The organism is Chloroflexus sp. (assembly GCF_034431535.1).
In the GTDB taxonomy this organism is placed as follows: Bacteria; Chloroflexota; Chloroflexia; order Chloroflexales; family Chloroflexaceae; genus Chloroflexus.
In genome coordinates this window covers 16,911-29,461 of sequence record NZ_DAOUDC010000005.1, presented here as the reverse complement: position 1 = coordinate 29,461, position 12,551 = coordinate 16,911, and the positions used below count along the sequence as shown (strand labels likewise).

The 12,551-nt window shown below is 60.2% G+C and carries 12 protein-coding genes and 1 pseudogene; 6 read left to right on the top strand and 7 right to left on the bottom strand.

Annotated elements, in window-relative coordinates; all coding sequences use genetic code 11:
- Positions 1-277 precede the first annotated feature (277 nt).
- From U9R61_RS01030 to U9R61_RS19875, 5 genes and pseudogenes are all read left to right on the top strand, one after another.
- Entirely contained in the window at positions 278-1,069 is a 792-nt protein-coding gene (locus tag U9R61_RS01030) for a zinc-ribbon domain-containing protein (protein WP_322486969.1), read from the top strand.
- A 9-nt stretch (positions 1,070-1,078) separates the two neighbouring features.
- Positions 1,079-2,038 carry a 2-dehydropantoate 2-reductase gene (locus U9R61_RS01025; RefSeq protein WP_322486968.1) on the top strand — a complete coding sequence of 320 codons (960 nt, stop codon included), beginning with the start codon at positions 1,079-1,081 and terminating at the stop codon, positions 2,036-2,038.
- 15 nt (positions 2,039-2,053) lie between these two features.
- The gene (locus tag U9R61_RS01020; RefSeq protein ID WP_322486967.1) at positions 2,054-3,181 is read left to right on the top strand and encodes a Xaa-Pro peptidase family protein; all 1,128 of its coding nucleotides are present in this window, start codon (positions 2,054-2,056) and stop codon (positions 3,179-3,181) included.
- Between the two features lie 130 nt (positions 3,182-3,311).
- Positions 3,312-4,001: a hypothetical protein gene (locus U9R61_RS01015; RefSeq protein ID WP_322486966.1), complete on the top strand. Its 690-nt coding sequence runs from the start codon at positions 3,312-3,314 to the stop codon at positions 3,999-4,001.
- Positions 4,002-4,125: 124 nt separating this feature from the next.
- Positions 4,126-4,311 (top strand): annotated as a pseudogene (locus U9R61_RS19875) (hypothetical protein); the annotation flags it as partial.
- A 266-nt stretch (positions 4,312-4,577) separates the two neighbouring features.
- Here U9R61_RS19875 and U9R61_RS01010 read toward each other — a convergent pair.
- The 4 genes from U9R61_RS01010 to U9R61_RS00995 form a co-directional block, all read right to left on the bottom strand.
- On the bottom strand, positions 4,578-4,766 hold the full coding sequence (locus U9R61_RS01010; protein ID WP_322486965.1) for a hypothetical protein: 189 nt from the start codon (positions 4,764-4,766) through the stop codon (positions 4,578-4,580).
- Between the two features lie 331 nt (positions 4,767-5,097).
- Positions 5,098-6,075 (bottom strand): electron transfer flavoprotein subunit alpha/FixB family protein, encoded by a 978-nt coding sequence (locus U9R61_RS01005; RefSeq protein WP_322486964.1) that lies wholly within the window; start codon positions 6,073-6,075, stop codon positions 5,098-5,100.
- A gap of 19 nt (positions 6,076-6,094) precedes the next feature.
- Complete coding sequence (locus U9R61_RS01000; RefSeq protein WP_322486963.1) at positions 6,095-6,874, bottom strand: electron transfer flavoprotein subunit beta/FixA family protein; 780 nt, start codon at positions 6,872-6,874, stop codon at positions 6,095-6,097.
- Positions 6,875-6,927: 53 nt separating this feature from the next.
- Positions 6,928-8,094: an STAS domain-containing protein gene (locus U9R61_RS00995; RefSeq protein WP_322486962.1), complete on the bottom strand. Its 1,167-nt coding sequence runs from the start codon at positions 8,092-8,094 to the stop codon at positions 6,928-6,930.
- Positions 8,095-8,256: 162 nt separating this feature from the next.
- On the opposite strand from U9R61_RS00995, the gene argG reads away from it, so the two are divergent.
- A complete protein-coding gene (gene argG / locus U9R61_RS00990; protein WP_322486961.1) occupies positions 8,257-9,609 on the top strand; it encodes an argininosuccinate synthase in 1,353 nt (450 codons plus the stop codon).
- A 433-nt stretch (positions 9,610-10,042) separates the two neighbouring features.
- On the opposite strand, the gene U9R61_RS00985 is transcribed toward argG, so the two are convergent.
- The 3 genes from U9R61_RS00985 to U9R61_RS00975 form a co-directional block, all read right to left on the bottom strand.
- Positions 10,043-11,131, bottom strand: coding sequence for an STAS domain-containing protein (locus U9R61_RS00985; RefSeq protein ID WP_322486960.1), 1,089 nt, complete (start codon positions 11,129-11,131; stop codon positions 10,043-10,045).
- Between the two features lie 96 nt (positions 11,132-11,227).
- Positions 11,228-11,374 (bottom strand): hypothetical protein, encoded by a 147-nt coding sequence (locus U9R61_RS00980; RefSeq protein ID WP_322486959.1) that lies wholly within the window; start codon positions 11,372-11,374, stop codon positions 11,228-11,230.
- A gap of 21 nt (positions 11,375-11,395) precedes the next feature.
- Positions 11,396-12,322, bottom strand: coding sequence for an STAS domain-containing protein (locus U9R61_RS00975; protein ID WP_322486958.1), 927 nt, complete (start codon positions 12,320-12,322; stop codon positions 11,396-11,398).
- Positions 12,323-12,551: the final 229 nt, after the last annotated feature.

Here is a 12,551-nt window from a genome sequence, read left to right as displayed (position 1 = left end):
CAGCTACGCTGGGTGCCACCCGACCGCAGCAGTCTCCCGCTTCAGCGGCACGGATGCCTGAACGCACTACTCCCGCGTTCGCGGGGGATTGCTTCGCCGCGCTTACGCTACGCTCGCAATGACAACAGGAAATTGGCGCAAACCACGATTGCTCATCTTATGCTATAGTGGTCTCATCAGCAACGCTATCGGAATGGCATGCATATAGGACTGCAACCTCAGTGACACAACCCTAGTCATATCTCGCAAACAATCGCTCAGCAGATGGAGGAGAGCAATGCCATTCTGCCCGCAGTGTGGAGTAGCTAACCCTGATAGCGCTCGCTTCTGCGATCAGTGCGGCGCGCAGTTGATTCCGGTGCCGGCGCGCGCGCCAACGCCGGCGTCTTCTACCCCCAAACCGGCCCCGACGATGAGCGGGCCGGTGAGCGCCGGTCCGACCAGTTGCCCGCAGTGCGGGTCGGGTGTGATTCCGGGGGAAGCCTTTTGCGATAATTGTGGCGCGCCATTGTTTCACGCGCCGCCGGTCGCCGCATCACCTGCACCGGATCTCCCCTTCCCCGGCGCGCCGCCGCAGCCGGTCTACCCCCCACCGCAACCGGTGACGATGCAACCTACCACGCCGCCGCCGGCAGCGATTCCCGCAGCGGCACCCCCACGTCCAACGCCACCACCAGCGCCGGCAGCACCACCACCGCGCCCGGCGCCACCGCCGACAATACCACCGCCACCGGTGCGCAGTTCATTGGCTGGAGCGCGGTTGCGGCTAGCTGATGGCACTGTGCTCCTCTTGCCAGCGGCGGCACAGGCGCTGATCGGGCGGGCCGATCCGGTGAGCAACTTCTACCCTGATATCGACCTTACCCCACACGGCGGGCTTGAACGCGGCGTAGGCCGCCGGCACGGACGGTTCTTCGTCCAGCAGGGGCAGGTCTATTATGAAGACCTGGATAGCACCAACGGCAGTTTTGCCGGCGGGCGGAAACTGTTGCCGCGCCAACCCCAGCCGGTGCGGCACGGCGAGGAATTACGGCTGGGAACGTTGTCGATCATTGTTGAATTGCAATAGCTGAGAACTATGACTACTGTTGAACCAATGCGTATTGCGATCGTTGGCGTTGGCGGCGTCGGCGGCTATTTCGGCGGACGTTTGGCGCAGGCTGGACACGATGTTTTTTTCATTGCTCGCGGCGAGCATTTAGCGGCGATGCAGCAGCACGGGTTGCGCGTGCGCAGCATTGCCGGCGATTTTACCTTGCCCGAAGTCAAGGCAACCGATAATCCGGCTGAGGTGGGGCCGGTCGATTTGGTGATTGTCGCGGTCAAAGGCTGGCAAGTGCGCGAAGTGGCTGAAATGATGCGTCCGCTGATTGGCCCCGACACAGCGGTGCTGCCGCTGCTGAATGGCGTTGATGCACCCAACGAGCTGGCCGAAGTACTTGGGCGTGAACATGCCTTGGCCGGTCTCTGCCGGATCATTGCGTATCGCGAAGCGCCGGGGGTGATCGTTCACGCCGGCGTTAACCCAACCTCGATCGATTTTGGTGAACTCGATAACCGGCAGACACCGCGCTTATTGCGCATCAAGGCAGCGTTTGAGAGCGCCGGCATTCGCGGCAGCCTGCCCGCCGATATTCACGTCGCGCTCTGGCAAAAATTTATGTTAATCTGCGCGTGGAGTGGATTTGGCGCCACGACGCGCGCCCCGATTGGCGTGTGGCGGTCATTGCCAGAGACGCGCCCGCTGGTTGAGCGGTGCCTGCAAGAGGTCGTTGCTGTTGCCCATGCCCGCGGAATCGCGATGCCTGACGACGCAGTACCAAATATGATGGCGTTTATTGATAGCATGCCCTACGAAGGAACCGCGTCGCTGCAACGCGACATTATCGCCGGAAGACCGTCTGAATTGGCGAGCCAGAATGGGGCGTTGGTGCGTCTGTCCCGCGAAGTGGGGGTGCCAGTTCCGGTCAACGAGATGCTCTACGCACTCTTGTTGCCGCAAGAGTTGGCGGCCCGCGGCCAGTTGCCGCAGTTCTGAGCGAGGGAGGCCATGATGCCAGCACGTCTTCAGCGGTTGATCGACCGCCTCGCGGAAGGTGGATGGGCCGGTGCGGCCCTGATGCCGGCCACCAATCTCGCCTATCTGACCGGCTTGCAATTTCACCCCGGCAAACGATTGACCCTGCTGCTGATCCCGGCCAGCGGCGCTCAACCGGTGATGGTCGTGCCGCAGCTCGAACTGGAGCGGGTGCGCGCAGCGGCGCCGTTTGCGATGCAATATGTAGCGTGGAGCGATGCCGAAGGGCCGCTGCGGGCACTCGCCGCAGGTATGGAGGCCGCATTTGGCTCCGGCGCACCGGCCAAGCCGCTGGCGGTTGAGTATACGGTGATGCGGGTGATGGAGCTGCGCGCGCTCGAGACAGTCACCCCCGGTTTGCAGACCAGCGACGTTGACCCGTTGCTGAGCGAGCTGCGCATGGTCAAAGACGCTGAGGAACTAGCGTTGATGGAACGGGCGGTCGCGATAGTCGAGCAGGCCTTGCACGTCTTCATCGCGCAGGTGCGTCCCGGCATCAGTGAACGTGCGCTGTCGCGGATGCTGAGCGACGCGATCATAGCGGCGGGGGCCGACAGCGAAAGCTTTGCCAATATGATGGCCAGCGGCCCAAATGCCGCTAACCCGCATCACGAAAACAGCGACCGGCTGCTGCAACCCGGTGATCTGGTCATTATCGATTGCGGCGCCGTGTATCACGGTTATCATTCCGACATCACCCGCACGATTGCCATCGGTGAGCCAGAACCAGCAGCGCGCCACGTCTACGAGATTGTGCTGGCCGCCAATGCCGCTGGCCGCGCTGCTGCCCGTCCCGGCGCCAGCGGCGCGGAGATTGACATCGCTGCACGCAACGTAATCGAGGCTGCCGGCTACGGCGCAGCGTTTGTCCACCGCACCGGCCATGGGCTTGGCCGCGAAACCCACGAATTACCGAATATCGTCGCCGGTAGCGATGCGCCGTTATTACCGGGTACAACCTTCACTGTCGAACCGGGCATCTACCTGCCGGGCCGGTTTGGCGTGCGAATCGAGGATGACGTCGTGATCACCGCCGAAGGCAGTCGGTCGTTGACCACATTCCCGCGGGAGTTGATTGTGGTGGAAGCAGGATCGCTTCAATGAAATCACCTGCGCGGAGTGATCTTTAGTGGGGGTAGTCGTTATGACAGTTCGGCTCGGAGCGGTTTCGCGCAGCAGCCAACCCTTACGCCAATTTCTGGTCTAGGCTGTCGTAGCTACGAGCATCACCATTGTGGTGTTTCTTGTTGCCGGTGCATTCTTCGCACTGACTCAGCTCTATATCCTTGCGGCTGGCGGCGGGGTGTGCCTAGCAGCGCAACTCGTTTCACTTTGGCTCAACCGGCAAGACCATATTCAAACCGCCATTTATCTGATGTGCGGCGCGATCGCTGCGTATGCGCTCTTGATCGCGATTGTGGCGCCAGAGATGCTCGTGGTGCCGATCTTAGGACCGCTAATGATGATTGCACTCGCGCAACCGTATCTTGGTCGGGAAGTGCTTCGCGTCATGAATATCGCCGCTCTTGTCTTGGCCATATTTATTGTCTCCTTCGGCGTCTACCTTCATCTATTCACGCCCATTACCATCGAACTGATGGGCCCGCCCACCATCCTTATTACCTCGATGGTCGTGGCGATTATTCTGCTGCTCCTGTGGCAAAACTATATCCGTCTAGAAACCGCGTTGCAGCAGAGCGAACAAACTAACGCCGAGTTGCAGCAGATCAAGCAAGGACTCGAACAGCAAGTCGCCCAACGCACCAGCGATTTGCGCCAGACAGTCAGCAAACCTGAAGCGCAATTTTACGAGCAGTCACGGATGCGCGCCGCCCTCGAACAACAGCGCGAAGTCATCCGCAACCTAAGTGTGCCGATTTTGCCGGTGACGGGATCATATTTTGGTCATGCCGCTCATCGGTGAGCTTGATCGCCGACGGCTTGACGACATCAATCAACGGGCGCTTGACGCTATCGATCAATGGCGCGCGCGGGTGCTATTGTATCGATATTACCGGCGTGCCGGTTGTTGACGAAGCGGTGCCAAGGGCGTAATCGCTATCGTCCAAGCGGCGCGTCTGCTTGGCGCACAAGTATGTCTCATCGGCATCCGCCCGGAAGTTGCCCAAGCACTCGTAGCAATGAATATCGATTTGCAAGGCATCCAGACCTTTGCCACTCTCCAAGATGCGTTGGCGCGTGCGTTGCCGGCGGCAAAGGCAAAGGTGGCGTAGCAGTGCAGCCATCGCCCGCTGCGCGGGATGAACAGCTACGAAAAGCCACAAAATGCACAAAAACCATCCAGCCCCCCGCTGGGGGGGGGAGGCTCCAATCCCCCTCCCCGCTCTTTCGGGGGTAGGTATTTCATCGGATCACCTCCTGCTGCGAGAACCGGTGCTCGGTGGTCATCGGTGCGGACGGGTGATCCCGCGCGCGCGAGGGCGGGGGTCATCGGCCACGGTTCGGGAACCACCTGCTGTGGCATGGGCAGCGGCCCCTGCTAGATCACGTGGCCGAGCAGCCACCACCAGCCACGGCGACCCGGCCGGATGGGGCGCATCCGGTCGTGTTGGATGCCACCTAGCACCGGGCGGCGATCCGGTAGGTCTGGGCAGGATGCTGGCGGGCCAGTTTCCCGATCGGCGCCGATGGTCATCATCCAGACCTGACCAGCGCGCGGGCGAGCCACCGCCGCGCGGCGCGGTCGGGGTCGGTCGTGCGGATTATCTGCCCCCTGCCAGCCACCGCGCCTGGTGCATGGGAAGCCCGGTTCGCACCACGCGCACAGGCCATCCCTCGCACGGTTGGCAATACCAGGGGCCAGATCCGTCAGGATGCACCACGGATCGGGGTGCGCGGAGGTGGGCTGACTCACCGCAAATACCTACCCCCGAAAGCGAAAGGGGGCTGGGGGTGAGGGCATTACAGCCATCAGCAGCATAATTTCCTCCTTTTCGTGCAAAAATCCCCCTCTCCCACATGGTGCGAGAGGGGGCATAGGGGTGAGGGTGATACCTTCGTTACCGGTTCAACCGCGCCTTGACCTCTTCGGTCAGCAACGGCAACATCTCGTTGACATCACCGACCACGCCGAGAGTAGCGATGCGGAAGATCGGCGCTTCGGGGTCTTTGTTGATCGCCACGATCGTGCGGCTGGTGCGCATGCCGGCCAAATGCTGGATCGCGCCGCTGACGCCAGCGGCGATGTACAGTTTGGGGCTGACCGTCTTGCCAGTCTGGCCGACCTGATGCTCATACGGCACCCAGCCATCGTCCACGATCGCGCGCGAGGCGCCATACGCGCCACCCAGCGCCTCGGCCAGCGGCGGGATCAGGCGGTAGTAGTTGTCTTTGTTGCCCAACCCACGCCCGCCGGTGACGATAATCGCCGCATCAGTCAGGTTGACTGCGCCGGCCTTCGGCGCCACCGCCTGCACCTCAGTGCGCGGGGTGAGGTTCGCAACCGCCAATTCCGTCACCGGCGCGCTGCGATCGGGCTGGGCCGCGGCTTCGGGGAAGCTCTGCTTGCGCACCAGCGCCACCACCGGCTTGCCGGCGGCAAACTGGTAGGTATTGATCACATTGCCGCCGTGCGATGGGCGCGTGGCCCGGATCGCGCCATCTACTACCTGCAGATCGGTCGCGTCAACGACCAAGCCAGCATTGAGATCGGTGGCCAGCGCCGCGCCAAAATCGCGCATCTGGAAGCTCGTGCCGGCCAGAATCAGCGCCGGATTGCATGCCTCCACCACTGCCTTCGCCGCTGCGACGTAGCCATCGGTGGTGTACTGAGCCAGCGCCGGCGCATTGACGGTATAGACCTGATCGGCGCCAAACTGGCCGGCCCGCGCCGCGACCGCGGTCGTGGGGCCGATCGCCAGCGCCGCCAGCGAGCCGCCCAACGCATCGGCCAACTGCCGCCCTTTGCCGAGCAATTCGCGCGAAATGGCGGCCAGATCATCGCCGACTGCTTCGAGAATAACCAACACGTTGCTCATGATCGGCTCCTTTCCGCGCTTAAATAACCTGATACTCCAGCAACTTATCGACCAGCTTGCGCACCTTGGCGGCAGCGTCGGGGCCATCGATCATCTCGCCCTTCGGGCGTGGCGGCGGCGGCACCCGCTCGGCCAGTTGGGCGGCTGGAGTCAGATCGGCGGCGCTCAATCCTAGATCGGCTGCCGTCCATACCGGCGGCTCAACCTTGGCCACGCGCTTGATCTTGAGCAACGACGGGTAACGCGGTTCGTTAATATCCTTAATCACCGACATCACTGCCGGCAAGCGGCACGCTACCGTCTCGATCACACTTTCGAGGTGGCGTTCGACCTTGACCGTGCCACCCGGCTGGAGTTCGAGCACTTTGCCGACGTAGGTCAATTGCGGCCAGCCGAGCAAGCGGGCCAGCGCCGGCGCGAACGCGCCGCTCTCATCGTCGGTGCTATTGCGACCGGTAATCACCACATCCACATCGCCGAGCTTGCGGATCGCGGCGGCGGCCACCCGCGCAGCGGCAATCGTATCGAGCTGGGCAAAGGCCGGATCGCTCAGTAACAGCGCATCGGTCGCTCCCATCGCCAGCGCCCGCCGCAACTGCTCAACCCATTCAGAGGTGCCGATCGATAGTGCCGTCACCTTGCCGCCGTGCTGCTCGTTCCAGCGAATCCCCTCTTCGAGAGCGTATTCATCAAAGAGGTTAATGATCTTCTCAATCCCCTCGGCGTCAATGGTCAGATCGGGCCGGATCTTGACCGAATTGTCGCGGGGGACCTGCTTGAGACACACCACGATGTGCATGCTATGGCCTCCTTCGTACCATGGGCGATAACGCACTGCATTATAGCAGAGTGTTAGCCAGCGAGACTCAGCGCAGCCGGAATATCACGGGCAAACCGGAATAGGTTAGACGGCATATCGGCAAGGAGCAGCGCCTGTTCGGGCCGGGTGCCGACCAAAATGCTTTGTGCGCCGAGCAGACGCGCCCCGCGCCCAACCCGGATCAGCGTCGCAATACTGTGCGCATCAAGCGTCGCTAGACCATTGATATCAATCACCACCGTGCGCGCCCGCCGCTGTTGGATCGCGTTGAGCACCGTTTGCTCAAGCTGTTTGCTGCGTTCGGCGTCGAAATGGCCGACCAGCGGCACAAAAATCGTCTGCGGGCCGAGCGGCGTTATCGGCAGGCTGAGCGCCCGGATCGTCGCCTGCAATTGCACTTCGCGCTCAAGCTGGGCTTGCTGAGCCTCTATCGCGGCAGTGAGTTGCTGTTGGCGATCGTGATTCGTGTCGAGGAGATACTGGAAGGCATCGCGCAGCCGCTGGAGTTGGTTGATCGAACTAACGGCGCTGAGCTGGCCACGATCGTCAGTATGCGCTAAGCGTTCGGCGTCAGCGGTCAGCCGATCGACGCTCTTGCCGACCTGCCAGATCAACGATACGGCCAAGGCCAGCGCCATCAACACCGCAACACCGACCAATGCTGATGCGATCCAGAATCTTTCGTTCGCGATCCGTTCGAGCGCTGCTATGCGCTGCATGTAGCGCGTTTCGTACTCGCGTTGTGCGCCGATTGCCAAGCTGTGGATGGCCCGGATATTGCGATGATAATCAGTAGAACTAATCAACTCTTGAGCGCGTTGGCGATCGCCGCGATCAAGGAAGACCAACGCAGCATCGTGTTGTTCGACCATCACATTATAGCGCGCCACAAGTTCTAACTCAATGAAACCGCTATCAAGTTGGGTGTACGTCGAGAAGAACTTGCTCGTTGCGGCGCGAATCTGATCGATCCGGCTCCGATCAAGCTCATGTCCAGTGATCAATTCACTGACATGATACTGTTCAAACAAAATGAGCGACTCACCTTGGGCTACTTGCACGAGATCGCTGGCGCTGCGGTCAACTGCTGCAATGGCCGCAGCAACGCGTTGCTGTGAGTAGAGAGCCACCACCCCCATAATCACCAGCGCCACCAGCAGCGGTGAAAGTGAGAGAATGAGGCGCGCGCGTAGATCCATAGCAATGCTCGATTAATAAATCAGCCGTTGTTTAACCAATATTTTATAATTATTGTACCATCTCGGCTGCGTTTGGTTGCAGCGTCGTAGGGTGTATACTTCCCTGCTATAATACGGCGGAACGAGTGAACATCATTTCGCAGACCAGAAACGAGTAGCGCCATGGCCAAAATATTGCAACACCTGCCGGTTGGTGAGAAGATCGGTATCGCCTTTTCCGGCGGCCTTGACACTAGCGCCGCGATCCACTGGATGCGCGCCAAAGGCGCGATCCCTTACGCCTACACCGCTAATCTGGGCCAGCCTGACGAGCCTGACTACGAAGACATTCCGCGCCGGGCCTTAATGTATGGCGCCGAGGCGGCGCGCCTGATCGATTGCCGCCATCAGTTGGTGGCCGAGGGTTTGGCCGCGCTCCAGTGCGGCGCGTTCCACATTTCCACCGCCAGCCTACCCTATTTTAACACGACCCCGCTGGGCCGCGCGGTCACCGGCACGATGCTGGTGGCGGCGATGCGCGAAGATGGCGTCAATATCTGGGGCGATGGCAGCACCTACAAGGGCAACGATATTGAGCGGTTTTACCGCTACGGCTTGCTCGTCAACCCTGAATTGCGCATCTATAAGCCATGGCTTGACCAAGCCTTTATCGACGAATTGGGCGGGCGGGCCGAGATGTCGGCCTACTTGAGCCAAGCCGGTCTTGAGTACCGCATGCCGGCAGAGAAGGCCTATTCGACCGACTCGAATATGCTGGGGGCGACTCACGAGGCCAAGGATCTCGAATTTCTCGACCGCAATATCACTATCGTCAACCCGATCATGGGAGTCGCCTTTTGGCGTCCTGAGGTGCCGATCGAGTACGAAGAGGTGCGAATTACCTTTGAAGAGGGCTTTCCGGTGGCGATTAACGGTGTAACTTTCCCCGATCACGTCGCCTTGATGGCCGAGGCCAACCGGATCGGCGGGCGGCACGGGCTAGGTATGAGCGATCAGATCGAGAACCGGATTATCGAGGCCAAGAGCCGCGGGATCTATGAAGCGCCGGGTATGGCGTTGCTCTTCATCGCCTACGAGCGGTTGGTGACCGGCATCCACAACGAAGATACCATTGACCAGTACCGCGAGTACGGGCGCAAACTGGGCCGCTTGCTCTACGCCGGACGCTGGTTTGACCCGCAGGCGATGATGATCCGCGAGTCGTTGCAGCGTTGGGTGGCCCGCCTGATCACCGGCGAAGTGACAATTGGCCTGCGCCGCGGCAACGACTACTCGATCCTCGATACCAGCTCGCCGAATTTAACCTACGATCCCAGCCGGTTGACGATGGAGAAGGGTGAAGCCAGCTTTACCCCGCAAGATCGGATCGGCCAGTTGCACATGCGCAGCAACGATATTGCCGACACTCGCAAGAAACTGATGGTCTACCTGCGCACCGGCTTGCTCGGCGATAGCGGGGTGTTGCCGCAGCTTGCCCCGCCGTCCGGCGAACAAGAGGATGCGCCATCGGCGTAAAGCACGCGCTCTTCGCGCTCGTGCTTGGCGAATACGTATCCTGTCCCCTCTCCCGCACCGTGGGAGAAGGAGACAGCGGGGCGGACAAAACATTGAGTACAACCGTTGATCGCAGTGCAATGCCTCAAAGCGTAGCTCTGCTACCCTCTCCCGCACCTGTGTGAGCGGGGCTAGTGGTGAGGGCGAAACGGTGATAGCAACGCCATCAACCACATTTACGCTCATACGTTCTGTCCGCCCTTGAACCCGCGCCTGTGTGAGCGGGGCTAGTGGTGAGGGCCATCGCCCGCGCATCGGGCTTCGTCATCCTAGCTCGGCCCATCAGGGCCGGGTTCCCGATCAGATGTTCTGTCCGCCCCTTAAAAAGAAGGTAGCGGCGGGTGATGAAGGCCGATCATCCCAAAAAATTTGTGTTGTTTGTGTCTTTTCGTGGCTATGACCGCTTCACCAGTGCCGCCTGTAACGTGCTGAAGGTGAGAATACTGCTCAAATCCACGCCGAGCGAAACCAGCGTCTGAGCCACTTCGGGCCGAATCCCAGCCAGCATCACCCGCGTCCCCATCAAGCGCGCCGCTTCCACAAGCTGAATCAGCCCCTTGGCCACTTGTGTATCGATCACCGGAACGCCGGTAACATCGATCAATAGTTCACGCGCACCGGTCTGTTCAATCTGATCGAGCGCATGCTCCTGCATATCGCTTAGGCGGGTGGTATCAATCGCGCCAATCAGCGGCATCACCAAGGTGGTATCGCGCACCGGCAAGACCGGCACGCTCAGCTCGCGGATGGCCTGCCGCTGATGTTCATTCTCGGCCAGCAGGCGGGCCTGTTCCGCTGCGCGTAGTTCGAGATCGCGCAACGCTGTTTGCAACGCTGCCGTACGCTGTGCAACTTGCACCTCCAAGCTGGCATTCAACTCTGCCAAGCGAGCCGCGCTCTGCCCCGCCTCCTCGCGCAGCCGCCGCGCTTCTTGCAGCGCGCCATCGGTAATTTTTCCGCCGACAAAGGTGAAGAGCGCGGCGCCGATTTGCAAAAAGACTGCCGCCGCTTTCAGCGAGGTTTCTATCGCATTGGCGAACAGCGGTATTCCGGCAATGTTCCACGTAATGAATAACCCCACGATATTGATCGCCAAGACCACCCATATCAGTGCCGGGCGCAAGGTCAAGCCGGCTACAAGCAGTGAGAGGAGCAGGTAGAAGGGCGATGTATAGGAACTGGTTGGTGAAGTGCTGATCGCAATCGGGGCTAAAATCGGCAGGATGATAAAGGTGATCAGAATGAAACCGCCGAGATTAGCCCGGCCCGACCGGGTGACGGCGATAGTCACAAGATAGGCAGTAATGCCGATCGTAATAATGGCACCTCCCCTGAGCGCAGTATCGCTCAACAAGCTGATCGGGATGGCGAGCACTGCTAACCCAATCATCACTAGCGCCACTATGATCGTGGTGCGGCCGCGGCGCATATCGTCTTCATCCGTGCTTTGAATCTGGGTTAGCCACGCAAAGAAGGATTGCATAGCGTCTCCTGCAAGTATGTGCAAGGATTCGGTCTGTAAGCTCAATTATACCTTTTTCGGTATCGCTTGGCTACGCGCCGTAGGTTTCCTAACCACCTACTGTTGGGCTAAAGCCGCCTGCAAGGTGCTCGCGGTGCGCACCTCTTGGAGATCAATGCCGAGACTCACCAAGCTTTGCGCTACTTCCGGCCTGATTCCAGCCAGCGTTACCCTCGTTCCCATCAGCCGGGCAGAGGCAGCCACTTGCAGCAAGCCTTGCGCGACCTACGGATCGATGGCCGGCACGCCGGTGATATCGAGCAGTAGATCACATGCACCAGTCTGGACAATCTGGCGGAGCGCCTGTTGCTGCAGATCGGCGAGGCGCGCCGGATCGAGCGGGCCAATCAGCGGAATCACCAAGATCGTATCGCGCACCGGCAGCACCGGCACGCTCAGCTCGCGGATGACCTGCCGCTGCTGCTCATTCTCGGCCAGCAAGCGAGCTTGGGCCGCCGTGCGCTGCTCGAGATCACGTAACGTTGCTTGCAATGCTGTGGTTCGCTCCACGATTTCCATCTCTAACCCGGCATTGAGCGCCGTAAATCGGAAGGCGTTCCGGCTGGCTTCTTCACGAAACCGGCGTGTTTCGCGCAACGCCTGCTCAGTGATGCGCCCGCCCACAAAGGCAAAGAGCGTTGTGCCAAACAACAGTAGGATCGCTGCACTCTGGAGCGCGCTCTCAAAGGGGCCGACAAACAGCGGAATGCCGGTCAACCGCCATGCAATGAGCAAACCGGCCAGATTGAACAGAAACGCTAGCCACACCAAAGCCGGTTTCAGCACCATCCCAGCGATGATGATGGGAAAGGTCAGAAAGAAGGGCGAACTGTATGAGGTGGTGTTATCGTTGGAAAAGCCAAAGGTGGCAATCAGCGTGAGCAACGAAATGACGCTTGCAAAGACGACCCCGCTTACCGATACCAACCCTTTCCGGGCAAGGATCGTCACCGCCGTGTAGACGACTAGCCCGAGCAGATTAACCGCGACAAGTTCAAATGCGGTTTGTGGCGTTGCGATCAGCACTAATGGAATTGCGATGATCGCCATGGCATTGGCAAACAAGGCTAACACCAGAATGATCCGCCCGCGCCGGACGACATCTTCGTTTGGGTGCTGAATCTGCATCAACCACGAGAGTAACGATCCCATCCGGCCTCCTCCGTGGATAGCGCTGCGTAACGTGTATCCCAACTGTATTGTACAGCGTCACTCAGTTAAAGTAATGCTTACCAACGCCGCTACCGCTATCGCTGATTGAACAATTAGTACTAGTACGCTGCTCCTATTTCCTGTCGTTACCGGATGCCCCTCCCTGTAGAGCAACGACAGGACTCTTTCGCCCCTCGGCATCTGCGCTTACGCACGGTACAGTGACATC

Coding starts and splice junctions, on each gene's coding strand:
- U9R61_RS01030 (WP_322486969.1), top strand. CDS start 278: ATGCCATTCTGCCCGCAGTGTGGAGTAGCTAACCCTGATAGCGCTCGC.
- U9R61_RS01025 (WP_322486968.1), top strand. CDS start 1,079: ATGACTACTGTTGAACCAATGCGTATTGCGATCGTTGGCGTTGGCGGC.
- U9R61_RS01020 (WP_322486967.1), top strand. CDS start 2,054: ATGCCAGCACGTCTTCAGCGGTTGATCGACCGCCTCGCGGAAGGTGGA.
- U9R61_RS01005 (WP_322486964.1), bottom strand. CDS start 6,075: ATGAGCAACGTGTTGGTTATTCTCGAAGCAGTCGGCGATGATCTGGCC.
- U9R61_RS01000 (WP_322486963.1), bottom strand. CDS start 6,874: ATGCACATCGTGGTGTGTCTCAAGCAGGTCCCCCGCGACAATTCGGTC.
- U9R61_RS00995 (WP_322486962.1), bottom strand. CDS start 8,094: ATGGATCTACGCGCGCGCCTCATTCTCTCACTTTCACCGCTGCTGGTG.
- argG (WP_322486961.1), top strand. CDS start 8,257: ATGGCCAAAATATTGCAACACCTGCCGGTTGGTGAGAAGATCGGTATC.
- U9R61_RS00985 (WP_322486960.1), bottom strand. CDS start 11,131: ATGCAATCCTTCTTTGCGTGGCTAACCCAGATTCAAAGCACGGATGAA.
- U9R61_RS00975 (WP_322486958.1), bottom strand. CDS start 12,322: ATGGGATCGTTACTCTCGTGGTTGATGCAGATTCAGCACCCAAACGAA.